At 42.6% G+C, this 19,304-nt stretch carries 16 protein-coding genes and 1 riboswitch; of the genes, 1 reads left to right on the plus strand and 15 read right to left on the minus strand.

The window, feature by feature from the left end; translation table 11 throughout:
* Nucleotide 1 precedes the first annotated feature (1 nt).
* Nucleotides 2-1,762 (minus strand): succinate dehydrogenase flavoprotein subunit, encoded by a 1,761-nt coding sequence (sdhA, locus tag MHI20_RS06750; RefSeq protein WP_008345971.1) that lies wholly within the window; start codon nucleotides 1,760-1,762, stop codon nucleotides 2-4.
* Nucleotides 1,763-1,799: 37 nt separating this feature from the next.
* Complete coding sequence (locus MHI20_RS06755) at nucleotides 1,800-2,408, minus strand: succinate dehydrogenase cytochrome b558 subunit (RefSeq protein WP_007501622.1); 609 nt, start codon at nucleotides 2,406-2,408, stop codon at nucleotides 1,800-1,802.
* A 283-nt stretch (nucleotides 2,409-2,691) separates the two neighbouring features.
* On the opposite strand from MHI20_RS06755, the gene MHI20_RS06760 reads away from it, so the two are divergent.
* On the plus strand, nucleotides 2,692-3,135 hold the full coding sequence (locus MHI20_RS06760; protein WP_008345974.1) for a YslB family protein: 444 nt from the start codon (nucleotides 2,692-2,694) through the stop codon (nucleotides 3,133-3,135).
* Between the two features lie 168 nt (nucleotides 3,136-3,303).
* On the opposite strand, the gene MHI20_RS06765 is transcribed toward MHI20_RS06760, so the two are convergent.
* From MHI20_RS06765 to polX, 13 genes are all read right to left on the minus strand, one after another.
* Nucleotides 3,304-4,539 (minus strand): aspartate kinase, encoded by a 1,236-nt coding sequence (locus tag MHI20_RS06765; RefSeq protein WP_019744095.1) that lies wholly within the window; start codon nucleotides 4,537-4,539, stop codon nucleotides 3,304-3,306.
* Between the two features lie 131 nt (nucleotides 4,540-4,670).
* Nucleotides 4,671-4,848, minus strand: a riboswitch (Lysine riboswitch).
* 61 nt (nucleotides 4,849-4,909) lie between these two features.
* On the minus strand, nucleotides 4,910-6,682 hold the full coding sequence (gene uvrC, locus MHI20_RS06770) for an excinuclease ABC subunit UvrC (protein ID WP_061419851.1): 1,773 nt from the start codon (nucleotides 6,680-6,682) through the stop codon (nucleotides 4,910-4,912).
* A 139-nt stretch (nucleotides 6,683-6,821) separates the two neighbouring features.
* A complete protein-coding gene (trxA, locus tag MHI20_RS06775; RefSeq protein ID WP_007501629.1) occupies nucleotides 6,822-7,136 on the minus strand; it encodes a thioredoxin in 315 nt (104 codons plus the stop codon).
* A 246-nt stretch (nucleotides 7,137-7,382) separates the two neighbouring features.
* Nucleotides 7,383-8,861 (minus strand): alpha-N-arabinofuranosidase, encoded by a 1,479-nt coding sequence (locus tag MHI20_RS06780; RefSeq protein ID WP_340937303.1) that lies wholly within the window; start codon nucleotides 8,859-8,861, stop codon nucleotides 7,383-7,385.
* Between the two features lie 75 nt (nucleotides 8,862-8,936).
* Entirely contained in the window at nucleotides 8,937-9,914 is a 978-nt protein-coding gene (locus MHI20_RS06785; RefSeq protein ID WP_340937305.1) for an electron transfer flavoprotein subunit alpha/FixB family protein, read from the minus strand.
* A 44-nt stretch (nucleotides 9,915-9,958) separates the two neighbouring features.
* Entirely contained in the window at nucleotides 9,959-10,732 is a 774-nt protein-coding gene (locus MHI20_RS06790; RefSeq protein WP_259253274.1) for an electron transfer flavoprotein subunit beta/FixA family protein, read from the minus strand.
* Between the two features lie 31 nt (nucleotides 10,733-10,763).
* The gene (locus tag MHI20_RS06795; protein WP_017358245.1) at nucleotides 10,764-11,543 is read right to left on the minus strand and encodes an enoyl-CoA hydratase; all 780 of its coding nucleotides are present in this window, start codon (nucleotides 11,541-11,543) and stop codon (nucleotides 10,764-10,766) included.
* 25 nt (nucleotides 11,544-11,568) lie between these two features.
* A complete protein-coding gene (locus MHI20_RS06800) occupies nucleotides 11,569-12,153 on the minus strand; it encodes a TetR/AcrR family transcriptional regulator (RefSeq protein ID WP_024718637.1) in 585 nt (194 codons plus the stop codon).
* A 174-nt stretch (nucleotides 12,154-12,327) separates the two neighbouring features.
* Nucleotides 12,328-14,037, minus strand: a complete 1,710-nt coding sequence (locus tag MHI20_RS06805; RefSeq protein WP_113767054.1) for an AMP-binding protein — start codon at nucleotides 14,035-14,037, stop codon at nucleotides 12,328-12,330.
* 100 nt (nucleotides 14,038-14,137) lie between these two features.
* The gene (locus MHI20_RS06810) at nucleotides 14,138-14,593 is read right to left on the minus strand and encodes an Imm63 family immunity protein (protein WP_007501636.1); all 456 of its coding nucleotides are present in this window, start codon (nucleotides 14,591-14,593) and stop codon (nucleotides 14,138-14,140) included.
* A 162-nt stretch (nucleotides 14,594-14,755) separates the two neighbouring features.
* Entirely contained in the window at nucleotides 14,756-15,160 is a 405-nt protein-coding gene (locus tag MHI20_RS06815) for a DUF350 domain-containing protein (protein WP_007501637.1), read from the minus strand.
* 14 nt (nucleotides 15,161-15,174) lie between these two features.
* Nucleotides 15,175-17,532 (minus strand): endonuclease MutS2, encoded by a 2,358-nt coding sequence (locus MHI20_RS06820; protein WP_340939282.1) that lies wholly within the window; start codon nucleotides 17,530-17,532, stop codon nucleotides 15,175-15,177.
* A 21-nt stretch (nucleotides 17,533-17,553) separates the two neighbouring features.
* Nucleotides 17,554-19,266, minus strand: coding sequence for a DNA polymerase/3'-5' exonuclease PolX (gene polX, locus MHI20_RS06825; RefSeq protein WP_340937312.1), 1,713 nt, complete (start codon nucleotides 19,264-19,266; stop codon nucleotides 17,554-17,556).
* Nucleotides 19,267-19,304 lie beyond the last annotated feature (38 nt).

A 19,304-nucleotide genomic window follows, 5' to 3' on the forward strand; every position in this document is an offset into this window, starting at 1 on the left:
CTTATTTCTCCACCTTTTTCTTCGAGTAATCTCGTTTACGAGGTGCAATTAACGATACATCGACGTCCTCATAGTGGAATGCAGGTTTTTGGTTTTTCCCTTTGAACGTAGCCATCGTTGTTTTTAGGAATTCTTCATCGTTTCTTTCTGGGAATTCCGGTTTATAGTGTGCGCCTCGGCTTTCATTCCGGTTGTAAGCCCCAATCGTAATGACGCGTGCCAGCTGAAGCATGTTGTCAAGCTGACGCGTGAAGGCAGCGCCTTGGTTGCTCCATGAAGCTGTATCGTTGATGTTAATATGCTTATAGCGCTCCATTAATTCTTCGATCTTCTGGTCTGTTTTTAAGAGCTTCTCGTTGTAACGAACCACTGTAACGTTATCCGTCATCCATTCTCCAAGCTCTTTATGAAGCACATATGCATTTTCTGTGCCATCCATGCTAAGGATGTTGTCCCATTTCTCCTGCTCTTTCTTCACGGCACTGTCGAATGTTGCAGATGATAAATCTTCTGCAGACTTTTCAAGACCGCTAATGTATTTCACAGCATTTGGTCCAGCAACCATTCCGCCGTAAATCGCAGAAAGCAATGAGTTTGCACCAAGTCTGTTTCCGCCGTGCATAGAGTAATCACATTCTCCGGCAGCAAACAAGCCTTTGATATTCGTCATTTGATCATAATCAACCCATAATCCGCCCATTGAATAATGAACAGCCGGGAAAATTTTCATCGGAAGCTTACGCGGGTCATCACCCATGAATTTTTCATAGATTTCAATGATTCCGCCAAGCTTAATATCAAGCTCTTTTGGATCTTTGTGAGAAAGATCTAGGTATACCATGTTCTCTCCGTTGATCCCAAGCTTTTGCTCCACACATACATCGAAAATTTCACGCGTTGCAATGTCACGCGGTACAAGGTTCCCGTATGCTGGGTACTTTTCTTCAAGGAAGTACCAAGGTTTTCCGTCTTTATATGTCCAAACACGTCCACCTTCACCACGAGCTGATTCACTCATGAGACGCAGCTTGTCATCTCCTGGGATCGCTGTTGGGTGAATTTGAATGAATTCTCCATTAGCATAATGAGCACCTTGCTGATAAACGATCGATGCAGCTGATCCGGTATTAATCATGGAGTTCGTTGATTTACCGAATACGATACCAGGACCGCCTGTTGCCATGATGACAGCATCTGAACGGAAGGATTCGATTTCCATTGTCGTCAAGTTCTGTGCGACAATGCCTCGGCATACTTCCTCGTCATCTAAGACAGCGCCAAGGAATTCCCAGCCTTCATATTTCGTCACAAGCCCTGCTACTTCATAGCGGCGAACCTGCTCATCTAGTGCATATAATAACTGCTGACCTGTTGTCGCACCAGCAAATGCTGTACGGTGGTGCTGTGTTCCCCCGAAACGGCGGAAGTCCAGTAATCCTTCTGGTGTTCTGTTAAACATTACACCCATACGATCAAGTAAGTGGATAATGGACGGCGCTGCTTCACACATTGCCTTTACTGGCGGCTGGTTAGCTAAAAAGTCTCCGCCATATACCGTGTCATCAAAATGCTCATAAGGTGAATCTCCTTCACCTTTTGTATTGACCGCTCCGTTAATTCCGCCCTGTGCACAAACAGAATGCGAACGTTTCACAGGTACGATTGAAAATAGTTTAACAGCTGTTCCCGCTTCTGCTGCTTTGATAGTTGCCATGAGACCAGCTAAGCCGCCTCCGACAACGATGATGCTAGAATTACTCATTGTAGCCCCTCTCCCTCTTCTACTAATCTATTTCCTCTTAAACAAAAGCGAAAATTGCTCTTAGCCCTACATATGAAAGCGCTATAAATATACCTAATGTCACATATGTGGAGATTCTTTGTGAGCGTGGTGAAACTGTAATTCCCCAGCTGACAGCAAATGACCACAAGCCATTAGCAAAGTGGAAAATAGTAGATAAAACGCCGACAATATAGAAACCTAGCATAAATGGAGAGCTTAAAATATTCGCCATCATGTCATAGTTTACTTCAGCTCCAAGCTGCGCTTGAATGCGTGTTTCCCATACGTGCCAAGTGACAAAAATCAATGTGATGATACCTGTAATCCGTTGCAGTCTGAACAACCAGTTTCTTAAGTAACTGAAGCGAGACGTGTTGTTTTGTGCCGTAAAGGCTATGTACACCCCATAAACAGCATGATAGATCAGTGGTAAGAAAATCACGAACAGCTCAAGTGCATATCTGAATGGAAGCTGTTCCATAAAGTGTGCAGCTTTGTTAAACGCCTCTGGTCCATTCGTCGCAAAGTGGTTAATCACTAAGTGCTGTACTAAAAATAGACCGACCGGAATGACGCCAAGCAAAGAATGCAATCTCCGATAAAAAAATTCTTTGTTCCCCGACATTACTTTACCCCCTAGTAAAAAAAGTGCAATTGCTTGAAAATTGTCTTACCCCCGCTTCTTTCAATTGTAAGCACTTTATTCAAATTTATTGACAATTTCATTTTACTCCTATGTCAAAAAAGCGTCAAGAAACCGCGTACATAAATTAAAATTTTCCGAAATTTAAAAGTTTTAAATCAAAATTCGTTTTACTACAATAAGAATTTCTTAGACTTCAGGGAAAACTCTGTCATCATATGCCCACATAAGCTATAATAAATTGTTGAAAGAGGGGAGCCATACAATGAATAAATTCGAATCTAACTTAGAACAGCTAAAAGAAATTGAAGTCAATGGATTTGCCTACGAGCTGATACGCGAAGTTCTGCTGCCTGACATTCTTGGTCAGGATCATTCATCTATGATGTATTTTGCGGGTAAACTGCTTGCTCGTAAATTTCCTCAAGAGTCATGGGAAAAGATCCCCGAATTTTTCCATGATGCCGGATGGGGAACTCTCACGATGGTCCATTCTAAAAAACAGGAAATTGAGTTTGAGCTCGAAGGTCCACTTGTATCGAATCGACTCAGCTACCAAAAGGAGCCATGCTTTCAAATGGAAGCAGGTTTTATCGCTGAACAGATTCAGCTTCTCAATGAGCACGTGGCTGAATCCTATGAACAAGTAAAAAAGCGTGCTGATAAAGTCATTTTAACCGTTAAATGGGATTTAAGAGACCCTAGCTAACACTGTTTATGAAAGGCGATGACTTCGTGTCACGCCTTTTTTATATACCCTTCTATCATAGCACAGTTGGCGTACCGGTTTACGCATGTTTTTCTTTCTTCATATGCTGATGATTTCCAATATAAAAAAGAGGTGTATCTTTTTATGGGATACACCTCTTTTGAAGATTTATGAATGAGCAGCGGCGCTCACCTTTGATAATTCAAACGCATCATGAAGGGCTTCTACCGCTTTCACCATATCTTCACGATCAACGACTGTGGAGACTTTGATCTCAGACGTACTGACCATTTTCACTTGAATGTCTTTTTGAGCTAACACAGCGAACATTTCAGCCGCAACGCCTGGGTTTGAGACCATACCAGAGCCAACGATAGATACTTTGGCTAATTTGCTTTCTGTCTCAATCTGCTCATAACCAAGCGCACCTTTGTATTCTTCTAATACTTCAACTGTTTTAGACAAATCATCCGTTTTCACAGAGAAAGAGATGGAGGTCTGATTGGTGCTTGTGACAGACTGAATGATGATATCGACATTGATATTTTGCTTTGCAAGTGTCGTAAAAATAGTCGATAGCGTTGTTAAACCGCTTGAAAGGCCGCATACTGTCACGCGTGTCATCTGATCTTCAAATGCAATGCCTCTTACAACTAAATTTTGTTCCATGGATGATTCCTCCTCAATTAACGTACCCGATTCATTTTCAATACTAGAGCGGACTTCTAGTGGGATTTGATAATTTTTCGCAAATTCGACCGCTCTCGGATGCAGCACACCTGCTCCTAAATTGGCTAACTCAAGCATTTCATCGTATGAAATTCCTGCAAGTTTTCGCGCAGACGGTACATAACGAGGATCTGTTGTAAACACACCTGGTACGTCCGTATAAATATCACATTTGTCCGCTTTGAGTGCCGCAGCTAGTGCCACTGCTGTCGTATCTGATCCACCACGCCCAAGTGTTGTAATATGTAGATCATCCGCAATTCCTTGGAAACCTGCTACAACGACGACTTTTCCCGCACTCAGTTCTTCTTTGATTCTTGCTTCATCGATGTCCACGATTCTTGCATTTCCGTGCACCTTCTCTGTTTTCACCCCAGCTTGCCAGCCTGTAAAGGAAATGGCATCATAACCTTTTGCTTGGAGCGCCATCGCTAATAATGAAATGGTCACCTGCTCACCAGTTGTCAGTAGCATATCCATTTCTCTTTTGCTTGGATCATCTGTGAGTTCTTTCGCTAGGTCTACTAGAACATCCGTTGATTTGCCCATCGCAGACACAACCACGACCACATCATTTCCTGCCTCGCGTTCAGCGATGACTCTCTCTGCGGCATTGCGAATTTTTTCTGTCGATCCAACAGATGTTCCACCAAATTTTTGTACAATTAGTCCCATGTCTACCACCCTTTTTCAAAAGATCACGTGTGAGAGAAGAGGCTGCGGAGACTGCTCTCTGCACTGCAAATAAAAAAGCAATGAGAGAACAAATCTCCCATTGCTTTAAAATCATCATCAAACGATGCAAACAATGAGATAGCCCTCCAAGAAATACATTCTTGACAGCCCTACATTTCTTCAATGTACAGCCAGCGAATAAAATGAGTGGATTTTATTCACTTCGGCGACGCTCCCCTTTCAGCCCTCTTCCTAGATCCCCTCGATCTCTGAAGGCTTACTCTTGAAGTTCGCACCTCTATCTTCAACAAACAACACGTTCATTTATTAAATTAGTCACATCTTAACAGACTTTTGGAAAAAGTACAATCTATTTTTTTAATGCCTCCATTAAAAGTTCAGCCGTTTGTTTCGGAATACCAGCGTCCTGAAAATCCTGGATAGAGGCTTCTTTCATCTTTTTCACAGAGCCAAAATGTTTCAGCAACTGCTTTTTGCGCTTTTCCCCGATACCTGGGACATCGTCTAGAATAGACTGGAATGCATTCTTCCCCCGCAGCTGCCGGTGAAAACTAATCGCAAATCGGTGCACTTCATCTTGAATACGCTGCAATAAATAAAAGGCCTGACTATTTCGTTCGAGCGCAACAATTTCAAGCGTATCACCCATCATAAGATTCGATGTCCTGTGTTTTTCATCTTTCACAAGACCTGCCACAGGAACAGACAGATTTAATTCATTTTCGAGCACATCTATGGCTGCGTTGATTTGTCCTTTTCCTCCGTCGATTAAAATCAAGTCAGGAAGCGGCAGTTCATCCTTTAACACCCGGGTATACCGCCTTCTAATGACTTCACGCATGGAAGCATAATCATCGGGCCCCTCAACGGTTTTAATTTTGTATTTTCGGTACTCTTTTTTATACGGCTTCCCGTCTTGGAAGACAACCATAGCGGATACGGGGTCTGCTCCTTGGATATTGGAGTTATCAAACGCCTCAATCCGGTATGGCATATAAATATTTAGTGCATCGCCAAGCTGCTCCACTGCACCAATTGTCCTTTCTTCATCACGCTCTATAAGCGAGAACTTTTCTTTGAGAGCGATTTTGGCGTTTTGGTGGGCGAGTAAAAGCAAATCCTTCTTCTTTCCTTTTTTCGGCTGATGAACATTCGTTTCAAGCAATTGCTCAATCATCTCTTGATCTACGCTGTCCGGCACCAAAATTTCTTTCGGCAGAAAATGGTTGTTCTTTTCATAAAACTGCCCCATAAACGTGAGAAATTCTTCCTCAGGGTCTTGATACATCGGAAATAGGCTGACATCACGTTCGATTAATTTTCCCTGTCTGATGAAGAAGACTTGGACACACATCCAGCCCTTATCATAAGCATAGGCAAACACATCGCGATCAGATAAGTCACTCATCGTCATCTTTTGCTTTTCCATCGTTGAGTCGATATAAGCGATTTGATCTCTCAGTTCTTTTGCCCGCTCAAATTCTAATTGTTCGGCCGCTTCTTGCATCTTCTCTGTTAATTCTTTCTTGATTTGCTGATGTCCTCCGTTTAGAAATCTTGTGATTTCGTCGACGAGCTGTTTATTCGTTTCTTCAGAAATGTCATACACACACGGAGCAAGACATTGCCCAAGATGATAATAAAGACAGACTCGGTCAGGGAGTGTCGCACATTTTCTAAGTGGATATAAACGGTCGAGCAGCTTTTTCGTTTCTCTTGCTGCTTGTACGTTCGGATATGGACCGAAGTATTTCCCTTTATCCTTTTTCACATTGCGGGTGACAATCAGCTTAGGATGACGTTCATTCGTAATTTTAATAAAAGGGTACGTTTTGTCATCCTTGAGCATGACATTGTATTTCGGGTCATATTTTTTAATTAAATTCAGCTCTAAAATAAGTGCCTCAATATTTGAAGAGGTGACAATGTATTCAAAGTCTTCGATTTCACCGACAAGCCGCTGCGTTTTGGCATCATGAGATCCTGTAAAATAAGAGCGGACCCTATTTTTTAATACCTTTGCCTTTCCCACATAAATGATCGTATTTTGTCTATCTTTCATTAAGTAACAGCCTGGTTGATCAGGTAAGACTGACAGCTTTTCTTTGATCAATTTGTTCATTTTTTCATCCGTCCTTGTTTTCCTCTTTCACTCCTTCTAGTGTATCACGAACATTTGTTTTATACCACGATGAAAGAAAAGCGGCTCTCGACTATACGAGAACCGCTTTCGAGATCATGCCACGCGGGCATAGATCGGTTTATAGATGTTTGTTTACAAGCTCAGCTAGTGCTTCTTTTGGTTTGAAACCAACGGACGTTTCGACGACTTCACCGTCTTTTAAAACAAGAAGTGTTGGGATACTCATAACGCCGTATTTACCAGCAGTTTCTTGGTTATCATCCACATCAATTTTTACAATTTTCATTTTATCGCCCATTTCTTGATCAAGTTCTTCAAGAACTGGAGCAATCATTTTACAAGGTCCGCACCAAGGTGCCCAAAAGTCTGCAAGAACAACACCTTCTGCAGTTTCTTGTGAAAATGTTGCGTCAGTAGCTTTTACGATTGCCATTATTCATTCCTCCAATGTAAATTATGCTTTTTAGTATAGCATCTACCAATGTGACTTGCGAATGAAATGCTTACGAATCATTTTTTATGAAATGAATTAAAAAACAAACCGTATAATCGCACCAATAACAACAATCGCACCAATGATCATTAGAATGGTTCTAAGCATATGACATAACTCCCTTTCCGCTTCATTTACAATGTATGATGCCCCAACATTCTTCTCATCAAACATTGAAATATGCGATCAAGCCAGATCGACGGTCAACATGACAACCGACATAGGCGGCAGATCAATAGTCAGCTCGCCGTGCTTAACAGCAAATTGCCGAAAGTCCGCAGGCTGAACGGAATGAGGATCATCGAACGTATTGTGCGCATTCATCCGATCAGCAGTCAGCACACGGCCAGTGACCTTCGTTTTTGTATCGATTCCCTCTATCGCAAGAGATACGTCTGCTTTTTCATGAGGATTCACATGACAGAAACTAATATGCATCTTGTCAGATGACCGCGAGGCTGACACACTGACTTGAGGGATTTTTTCACCCCGGCGTTCATACGAAGGCGCATTCAATTCTACTTCAAGCGCTTCTTCTTCTTGATGCACTTGAAACATGTGAAATACGTGATAGGTAGGTGTCAGGAGCATCTTTTCGTCCTGCGTTAACACCATCGCTTGCAACACATTGACGGTCTGGGCAATATTCGCCATATGAATCCGCTGGCAATGGCGATGAAAAATATGAAAATGCAAGGCACAGACTAGAGCATCTCTTAATGTGTTTTGCTGATACAAAAACCCTGGATTTGTCCCCGGTTCTGGATCATACCATGTCCCCCATTCATCAATAATCATCCCGATTCGCTTGTCTGGATCATAACGATCCATGATTTTTCCGTGTTCCACGACAAGCCGCTCCATTTCAGACGCCTTTTTCAGCGTTGTAAACCACTCATCCTCATCAAAATCGGTCGCTGACCCTTTCTTCTCCCATGTTCCTGGGACCGTATAGTAATGCAAACTGAGCCCATCCATCCACGGCGCTGCACGCTCCATTAATACTTTTGTCCAATTCACATCATTTGAATTCGCACCGCATGCAATTTTGTAAATGCGCTGACCAGCAAATTCTCTCACATACGTTTGGTAGCGTTTATATAAGTCTGCATAATACTCTGGCGTCATATTTCCACCACATCCCCAGCTTTCATTGCCTACACCAACATACGTCAGCTCCCACGGTTCTTGTTTTCCATTTTGAATCCGCCAATCTGACATAGGTGTCCCCTTAGGAAATGCGATATATTCAATCCATTCTGCTAATTCTTGAACAGAGCCGCTTCCAACGTTTCCACAAATATAAGGCTCACATTCAAGTAATTCACACAGTCTCATAAATTCATGTGTACCAAACGCATTTGATTCAACGGTGCCACCCCAATGAGTATTCACCATCGGCTTTCGTTCACTCAGATCACCGACGCCGTTTGCCCAATGATACTCGTCTGCAAAACAGCCGCCCGGCCACCTCAGCACCGGGATATGTAAGGCTTGAAGCGCCTTTAGTACATCGGTACGAATCCCCTCAATATGGTCAATCGATGAGTCTTTCCCTACCCAAATGCCGTCATAAATTCCTCTTCCTAAATGCTCTTGAAAGTGTCCATAGATGTGTTTAGAAATGCGTCCAATCACTTCATTGACTTTTACAGTTCCATTCACTTGTAAACCGCTCCTTTGTTTCGTGATGACATACAAAAAAACCCAGAATACCTAGGCATTCTGAGTGTATGAGCGTTAAGAATGGATATTCATCTTTTTTAACTCTTCATTTAAAAGCGGAACGACTTCGAATAAGTCACCGACAATTCCGTAATCGGCAATTTTGAAGATTTCAGCTTCTGGGTCTTTATTGATCGCAACAATGACTTTACTGTTGGACATACCGGCTAAATGCTGAATAGCTCCTGAGATCCCGCAGGCAATGTAAAGGTCAGGTGTGACCACTTTACCGGTTTGACCAATTTGCAGGGCATAATCGCAGTAGTCAGCGTCACATGCACCACGCGAGGCACCGACTGCTGCGCCAAGCGTTTGGGCAAGTTCTTTCAGCGGTTCAAAGCCTTCTTTGCTCTTAACCCCCCTGCCTCCTGCGACAATGACCTTCGCTTCAGATAAATCTACACCTTCTGATGTTTTTTTAATGACTTCCTTCACGATTGTTCTTAGGTTTTGAATATCGACTGAAACTGGCGTTACTTCTCCGCTGCGTGACGCATCACGCTCCAGCGGTGCCACGTTGTTTGGACGGATAGTAGCCAAAAGCAGACGATCTGTTGAAATGACTTTTTCAAAAGCTTTTCCTGAATAAATCGGTCTAGTGAAAACAAGATGTTCACCGGTAACGCTTACATCTATTGCATCTGAAATTAAGCCTGTTTGCAGGCGGGCAGCTATTTTAGGTGACAAGTCTTTTCCGATCGATGTATGACCGAAGAGCACTGCATCAGGATTGACTTGATCTAATATTGCTAGAAGCGCCTGCGCAAAACCATCAGACGTATAATAAGAAAGATGCGGGTGCTCGACGATCATCACATGATTCGCTCCATAATAAAGCAGTTCATCCGCTTGATCTTTGACGTGATCCCCTATTAAAACGCCAATCACTTCACCGCCATCAGCCACCTCGTGAGCGGCAGCAATCGCTTCAAACGTCACATTTCTTAATTTACCGTCACGACTTTCTCCAAGTACAACAACTTTTTTACTCATCCTTTAAGCTCCCCCTTGTTCTCGTGATATCGTAAAGTGGATGTTTAGATGACTTTTGCTTCATTTCTTAGCAGGTCTGTCAATTCCTTGACCTGATCCTGAAGCTCGCCGCTCAGCACCTTGCCACCCTCTTTTTTCTCCGGTAAAAAACGTTCAATGGTTTTGATTTTATATGGCACATCGTCTTCATCTAAATCTAGATCGTCTAATTCTAATTCTTCTAAAGGCTTTTTCTTTGCCTTCATGATGCCTGGTAACGATGGATAACGAGGCTCATTGAGACCTTGCTGCGCGGTGACCACTAGCGGGAGCTCGGCAGAAATCACTTCCACATCACCCTCTGCATCTCGCTCAATTGAAGCTGAGTCGCCGTCGATTTGAATACTTGTAATGGTTGTGACATATGGAAAACCGAGTAATTCAGCAAGACGCGGGGCCACCTGTCCAGACCCGCCGTCAATCGCTACATTCCCTGCTAAAATTAAGGAAGCTTCTTTATCTTTGAAATAGTGATATAGAATCGTAGAAGCGGAAAACTGATCCCACTCCTCCAAATCATCTTCAACATTTAATAAAACGGCTTGATCGCAGCCCATTGCAAGTGCTGTTCTAAGCTGCTTCTCCGCATCTTCATTGCCAACTGTCACGACCGTTACTTCTCCCCCGTGCTCATCCCGAAGCTGAATCGCTTCTTCAATTGCGTACTCATCATAAGGATTAATAATGAACTCTGCCCCATCTTCTTGAATAGCACCAGACTGAATAGAGATTTTCTCTTCCGTGTCAAACGTACGCTTCATTAAAACAAAAATATTCATTCATTTCTCCCCCTTGTGTCGTACTAATCCCTTATTCCCCTTTAAAATTCGGTTTGCGCTTTTCGATAAAAGCCTGGATGCCTTCTTTGGCATCATTCGACTGGAACACCTCAGCAAACTTTTTGGCTTCCAGCTTCATTCCGCCATCATATGAGTACACTTTTGTCGCATTCAATAACTCAAGCACATACTCAAGCGTTTTAGGGCTTTTCGCTGCAAATTTCGCAGCCAATGTTTTGGCTGTTTCCAGCGCTTCTTCTTCTGTTTCCGCAAGTTTTGAAACAAGTCCGCAAGCAAATGCTTCTTCTCCTGTAATCGGCTCAGCTGTTCCCATCATTTCAAGTGCTTTAGCTGATCCAACATAGCGAGGCAGGCGCTGCGTTCCGCCGAATCCTGGGATAATACCGAGATTTAATTCCGGCAGTCCCAGCTTTGCATCTTTTGTTGCGATTCGAATATCACACGACATCGCCAACTCAAGCCCGCCGCCTAATGCTGCCCCGTGAATGGAAGCAATCACCGGTTTTGGACATTGTTCAATTCGTTCAAACACTTGCTGTCCTCTGTCTGCAAGGCTGGCATAATCAGACTCTTCCTGCAAGGTCGTAAATTCTTTAATATCAGCACCTGCTGAGAAAAATCTACCTTCTCCATGAATGACAATAGCTCTCACTTCACTGTTTTGTTCAAGCTGATCAAACATGTCATTGAGTTCAGTGAGAAGCTGAGAGGATAAGGCATTTGCAGGTGGGTGTTGAATCGTGATGAGTGCTGTCTGTTCGTCTTGGTGTAAGCTAAGTATTTTTTCCATGTCAATCATCCTTTTTCAATTGTCTTTAAGATTGATGTATTCCGTTTAAGAGAAGATCATGTACACTTTCTGCGAGTGCAGGCAGGTCATACTTTTGATCATTCATGACCCATGTTGTAGCGGTTTCGTCAATCGTCCCAAATACCATTTGTCTCGCTAAGCGGACATCTAGATTTTGTCTAAATTCTCCTGTCTTCTTTCCTTCGGCTAAAATGGAGTCTAGCATATTTAAATACCCTTTCAGCACCTCATTGATTTTTTGGCGCAGTTCAAGGTTTGACTGCCTGAGTTCAAGCTGTGTCACTAGGGCCAAATGATGGTCTTGAGATAGCAGGCGAAAGTGTTCTCGAATGAGGAGAAGAAGCTTTTCTTTGGCAGACGGTTTCTTTTGAATATCTGTTTCCATCCGTTCGATGAATTGTCCCATTTTTTCTTTGAACAACGAGATCAAAATGTCCTCTTTGTTTTTGAAATAGAGATAAATGGTTCCGTCTGCTACCCCTGCTTGTTTGGCAATCTTTGAAACTTGTGATTGATGGTAGCCGTTCTCTGCAATCACCACAACGGCTGCATCAATAATTTGCATGTACTTCGGTCTTTTCTGCTTCAATGTGCTTCGTCCCTTTCTAAATTGAATGAGCATTCATTCATAACTTTATGTTAAAAAGAAACGAGTGATTTGTCAAGTGATGTTCTTCTTTCTTTTCAACCTTTAGCATACCAGAGCAGACACGTACAATTCAAATCATCCGGCCGCTTGACCGGATGATGCTGGTTCATTCTCTCATTGATCGACTGGTTCTTCTGTTGAAGATGATTGCTTTCTTTTTTCTTCTTCAATTAACACTCTGCGCAAGATTTTCCCTACAGCCGTTTTAGGCAGTGATTCCTTAAATTCGTAGACACGCGGCACTTTAAATGAGGCAATTCTTGTTCTTACAAAACGATCCAGTTCATCCTCTGTTACATAGGCATCCTTTTTCGGGACAACAAAGGCTTTTACTGTTTCCCCTCTATACGGATCTGGAATACCCGCCACAACCACTTCTTGTACAAGCTCATGCTCATAAAGGGCTTCTTCAACCTCTCTTGGGTAAATATTATAGCCGCTCGCGATGATGACATCCTTTTTCCGGTCTACGATATAGAAAAAACCATCCTCATCCATATACCCAATGTCTCCTGTGAAAAACCAGCCGTCTCTTAACACTGCCGCTGTCTCCTCCGGCTGATTCCAGTATCCTTTCATGATTTGAGGACCTTTGACGATAATCTCTCCGTGCTCATATGGCGCTTTGAGTCCACCCGTTTCTTCACAATAAATACCGGCATCTGTATTCGGCCAAGGGCACCCGATACTTCCTATTTTGTTCGCTCCCCATAAGAAATTGGCATGAGTGACAGGAGAAGTTTCTGAAAGTCCATACCCCTCCACTAGCCTTCCTCCTGTTAGTTTTTCAAAACTCTGTTTGACTTCAACAGGAAGAGCAGCCGATCCGCTTAAGCATGCGGTGATGGATGATAGGTCATACTTTTCAATATTCGGATGATGAAGCAGGGCAATATACATCGTTGGTGCTCCTGGGAACAGCGTCGGTTTCTGTTTTTCAATGGTCTTCAAGGCATCCGCTGCATCAAAACGCGGAAGAAGAATCATTTGATGACCTTCTTTGACTGCAAGGTTTAGCACGGTCGTCATGCCGTATACATGAAAGAACGGAATGATCCCAAGAATCCGCTCTTTTCCACGGTTCGTTTTATACATCCAGGATGCACACATTTCTGTATTGGCTACTATATTTTCGTGTGTGAGCATGACTCCTTTTGGTAAACCGGTCGTTCCGCCTGTATATTGCAAAACTGCGACATCCTCTTTCGGTTGAAAGGATATTTGCGGAATCCGTTCTCCTGACGATTCTTTCATGATCTGTGAGAAATGATGAATGGTCTCACTCTTCTCCACTTGGATGACCATGTTGTTTTTCCTTCGCTGGACAATCGGAAACAATATGTTTTTCGGAAATGGCAAGTAATCTTGTAATTTTGTGATGATCAAATGCTCCATACTTGTCAGCGCTTTCATTTTATAGGCCTTTGGATACAGTAGATCGAGAGTGATCAGCACCTTAGAGCCGCTGTCCTCCATTTGATATTCCAGTTCTTTCTCCGTATAAAGCGGATTGGTTTGAACGACAATGCCGCCTGCTATTAAAACCGCATAATAAGAAATCACCGATTGCGGGCAGTTTGGCAGCATAATCGCTACTCTGTCGCCTTTTTTGACACCGATGTCAATCAAGTGACTGGCTAATTTCAGTGCATCTTCTTGCAACTGCTGGTAGGTGATGTTTTTTCCTAAAAAATGAATGGCTGTATGCTCAGGTGCTGCCTCTGCGGAGCTGAATAAGTAAGATTGCAACGTTTCATTTGGGATGGTGAGTTCGTGGGGAATTTGATTCGGGTAATGCAGAAGCCAACGTTTATCTGACTGCATAAAAACCCTCCTTCCTGAACTTTCGTACTATTTTATTATAGCAAACTTTTCCTTATGGCTGTTTGCTTTTTTCAAATCGAGCTCGTTCCATGACACATCTTCATTTTTTCGCCGGTGTTTCTATAGAGGCTCTTTTCCCTTCATGATGCCACTTTTCGTATAATCCACCGATCGCACGAAATGACTCATGGACTCTCTCCACAATCTGTTTATGGATACTAGGGTCATTAGGTAAATGTGTGTGGATGTTGTCCACTTGATATTGTCTCATCATGTCTAGATACACAGTTAGAAAGATGGTGTCTTCTAAAATCCAATAAACGACTTCATCCGCCTCTTTTGTTCTTTTATGAAGCACTTTAATCCCTCGTTCATATTGAATAAGAATATAGCCGGCTGGATCAATTTCAATATAGGGGCTCAAATCATCAAAAAAACCAGTCGTTTGAAAAGGACGTGCAATATACGGTTCATATATGTCTTGGGGAAGAGATGTCTTTTTGAGACAACTGTCAATGCGCTTTATGAGTTCGTCTTTTTGCAAGATTTGATTCATTCTGATTCGCCGCCTTTGATGAGTGAAAAGCTGTCAAGGTTTTCCCTGACAGCTTTCTATAATGTATTCTTCATTTTACAGGAACATGTAAACAGCACCAATAACCGCAAAAGTGCAGGCAACTACAATTAATACTTTGGCTAGTTTTTCCATGTCGTCTCCTTAAATGCCGGCTGCTACTACATAAGACAGCCCAACAGAAATAATGAGTGAAATAAACCCGACCGCTCTATTATCATTCTCAATCTCTTTGTCTACTTTAAATCGTGGTGTTAAAAATTCAAAAATGAAATAGCTGACGAGCAGCATCACAAAGCCGTATACGCCCCATCCGACCATTTGAAGAAGCGAGTTGTGCTGGGCGATGGAATGCTGAAAGACATTGGCAATCCCAAAAATCTTCCCGCCGGTTGCCATAGCAACAGCTAAGTTCCCCCGCTGAATCTCTTCCCAGTTTTTATAGGAGGTCACGAGTTCAAATATGGTAAGAAATAAGACAAGACATAGGACGGCCACGCTGTAATAGGCGGCAATTTCCACAAGTTCATTTTCCCAAAAGGCTTTCATGCGTTTTCTCCTTTTTACTTTAATTCGACGATGGTGACGCCTGATCCTCCCTCGCCTTGTTCTCCAAAACGAGCATTTTTTACACTACGGTGCTGTTTTAATAATTCCTGGACCCCTTTTCTCAAGGCGCCAGTGCCTTTACCGTGAATGATCGACACGCGCGGATAGCCAGCTAAGACGGCATCATCTAAGTATTTCTCGACTCTGCTTAAGGCATTCTCATAACGCTCTCCTCTTAAATCAAGCTCAAGTGATACATGATAGTCTTTTCCTTTGACCGCCGTGATGGCTTTCTCTTGTTTAAATTCCGGTGCTGATTTGATAAATTCCATATCTTTTTCTTTTACTTTCATTTTTAGAATGCCCATTTGGACACTCCATTCTTTGTTACCCGTTTGTTCGATGAGCGTTCCTTTTTGGCCAAGCGTCAGCACTTTGACTTCATCGCCTGGCTTTAGCTGTCTTGCTGCTTTTTTCACTGGCTCTGGTTTTTTCTTACGGTCAAACTCAGGGACAGCTTCTTCAAGACGCTTTCTCGCATCAATGAGTTCATGTTCTTTGAATGAACGATGCTCACTTTTAATGGACCGAAGCTCTTGAATAATCTCTTCTGCTTCTTTTGTTGCTTGTTCAATTTTTTCTGCCGCTTTTTGTTCAGCTTCTTCCAGCAGTTTGTCCTTTTGTTCATTCCATTCAAGGATTTGTTTTTGCAGTTCTTTATGGAGCTTCTCTGCTTCTTTTCTATAGAATTCCGTCTCATGCAGTTCTTCTTCTGCTTGTTTTTTGCTGTCTTCTAATGAAGCAATCATCTGATCGACTTCATTATGTTCTGCGTGCATATCTGCTTTTGCACGGTCAATTAAATGATGAGGCAGTCCTAGACGCTTGGAAATTTCAAATGCATTACTTCGTCCCGGCACCCCGATGAGCAAGCGATATGTAGGGGATAAGGTTTCAATATCAAACTCTACACTCGCATTTGTGACGCCTTCTCGGTTATACCCGTATGCCTTCAGCTCAGGATAGTGAGTCGTTGCGATGACGCGCGCATTTGTTTGATGAACTTCATCTAAGATGCTCATCGCAAGTGCTGCACCTTCAGCAGGATCTGTTCCTGCACCTAATTCATCAAATAACACGAGTGAATTAGACGTCAAATGCTTTAAGATATCCACAATATTGACCATATGAGATGAGAAAGTACTCAAGCTCTGTTCAATAGACTGCTCGTCTCCAATATCAGCAAAGACTTGATCGAATACAGCCACTTCTGATCCTTCTTCGACTGGAATATGAAGACCTGCCTGCGTCATCAGCGTAAGAAGTCCGAGTGTTTTTAAAGTGACGGTCTTACCGCCTGTATTTGGACCTGTGATGACGATCGTAGAAAAATCTTTGCCCAGCTCAATATCATTTGCCACAACCTGATCTCGGGGCAATAGGGGATGTCTTGCCCGTTTTAAATAAATCTCCCCTTGGTTATTCACAGTAGGTTTTGTGGCTTTTTCTGCTTTTGCATATTTGGCTTTGGCGAAAATAAAATCTAATGTCTGAAGTTCATTCACATTATGAAGCAATTCATCAATGTGCTCTGACACACTCGCTGTCAGCATTTGCAAAATCTTTTCAATCTCTTGCTTTTCTTTTAGGCGAGTTTGCTGCAAGGTGTTATTTAAATCTACGACCACTTGCGGCTCAATAAAAAGAGTTGCGCCTGAAGAAGATTGATCGTGAACAATCCCTCCATAATTCGAGCGGTACTCTTGTTTTACGGGAATGACAAACCGATCATTACGAATCGTCACAATGGTGTCTGACAGCATTTTCGAGGCAGATTGTGAACGAATCATTGATTCTAATTTATCTCGCACTTTTGATTCTAGTGATCGTAACTGCGTTCGTATGGTGCGGAGGGCTGGCGTTGCGTGATCAAGCACTTCTCCATTATCACCAATACAGCTTTCGATTTCTTTTCTCACGTCTGGCAGTAAAATCAGCGATTCTGCATATGTATGAAGACGGGGTATCTCTACTCCGTCCTCATACATAGAGGCGAGAAAGTGCTTCATGTTTTTTGTGGTATATAACAGCGCCGCAATTTCCATCAGCTCAGAAGGGCTTAATATACTGCCTATTTCTGCTCGTTTGACGCCTCGTCTAATATCCGTTAACCCGCCAAATGGCGCAGATCCTTTTAAACGAATCACATCTTGCGCTTCTGCTACCTCTTCTAGCAGATGCTGAATGCTCTCGATATCTGTGAGTGGTATTAAGCCCTGCGCTTTTTCTTTCCCTAAAGTCGAAGCAGTATAGGACATGACTTTTTCTTTTACTTTATGAAATTCTAATGATGCTAACACTTTTTGTTGCAGCATGGTCCAGCCTCCTAACGACTACCTGTCACGCGTTAAAAACTTTTTCATCTCATTGAGTGAAAATGTATTCACGACATTTGCTTTTGGTGTCCATCCTTTTCTTGCAGCTGTGACACCGACGTCCATATGATCGAGCATAGCGATGTTGTGCGCATCCGTATTGATCATGATGTTCACACCCGCTTCGTTTGCTTTCATTAAATGCTCTGTTTTTAAATCAAGTCTTGACGGGTTGCTGTTGAGTTCCAGTGCAGTGCCCGTTTTTTTCGCAAGCTCTATGAGCTGATCAATATTTAAGGCATAGCCGTCTCGTCTACCGATCAAACGGCCAGTTGGATGAGCAATTAAATCCACATGCTGATTATTCAAGGCATTTTCTAGGCGCTCCATAATGACTTCCTCCGGCTGAGAGAAGCTAGAATGAATAGACGCAATGACAAAATCCATGTCTGCTAGAAAGTCATCATCATAATCTAACGATCCATCCGGCAGAATATCCATTTCGACCCCTTTGAAAATGTGAAAATGCTCGAATTCTTGATTCAGCTTATCAATTTCTTTTGCTTGCAAACGCAAACGTTCTTTTGTTAAACCGTTTGCTACTTTTAAATATTGTGAGTGGTCTGTAATGGCCATGTATTCATAGCCTTTTGCGATACATGCCTCTGCCATTTCGCGAATAGAAAAAGCGCCATCACTCCATGTCGAGTGCATATGAAGATCGCCTTTGATATCTTTTCGGTCTACAAATTGCATACTTTCTTTATACGTATCAATCTCTGCTCCGGTTTCACGAATTTCTGGCGGAATGAACGGAAGTTGGAAATGTGCATAAAAAGCGCTTTCGTCTTCAAATGTTTTCACATCCCCAGTTTCGATCGTTTCAACCCCATATTCACTAATACGCTCACCGCGTTCCTTCGCAAGCTGGCGCATACGAATGTTATGATCTTTTGAGCCAGTGAAATGGTGCAGCGTTGTTGCAAATTGGTCTGTTGTCACAAGCCGGAAATCTATACTGATTTCAAAATCAAGTGCAAGCATGACCGATACCTTCGTATCACCGCTCGCAATGACATCTTTGACATCATCAAGAGCAACAAGCTGTTCTCTCACTTGTTCAGGATTATCAGTCGCAATGATGTAATCTAAATCTTTGACTGTTTCACGCGCACGTCTTAAACTGCCCGCTCTTGAAAAACGGATGATTCCCTCCATTTGTTCCAGCGCATGATCAATTCGTTCTGCCACATCTAATGCAAAACCTATTGGCAGTCGTTCTGGCTGCTTCCCTGCCTCCTCAAGAGCGGCAAGAATCTTTTCTTCTGTTTTTTTGCCAAACCCAGCAAGCGTTTGTACTTTTTCCGCTTCACATGCTTCTTTTAAAGACTGTGCATCGTGAACACCAAGCTCTTGGTAGAGCTTAGCAATCTTCTTCCCACCGAGTCCTTGCAATTTTAAGAGCGGGACAAGTCCTTCAGGCACTTCTTTTTTTAATTGTTCGAGTGTTTCAGACTGTCCTTTTTCGATATACTCTGTGATCACAGCAAAGGTTCCTTTTCCAATGCCGGGTAATGCTAATAGGTCATCTATTTGAGAAAGACTGCGGTCATCTTGTTCCAGTGCCGCAGCTGCTTTACGAAAGGCAGAAATTTTAAAAGGATTATCTCCTTTTAGCTCCATATAGACTGCAATTGTTTCAAGAAGTTTGATAATATCTTTTTTATTCATCTCTCATCCTCCAGCCGCTTTGGCATCTTCCTATATAA

Origin of the sequence: Bacillus sp. FSL K6-1106, from assembly GCF_038005245.1 — a bacterium.
In the GTDB taxonomy this organism is placed as follows: Bacteria; Bacillota; Bacilli; order Bacillales; family Bacillaceae; genus Bacillus; species Bacillus altitudinis.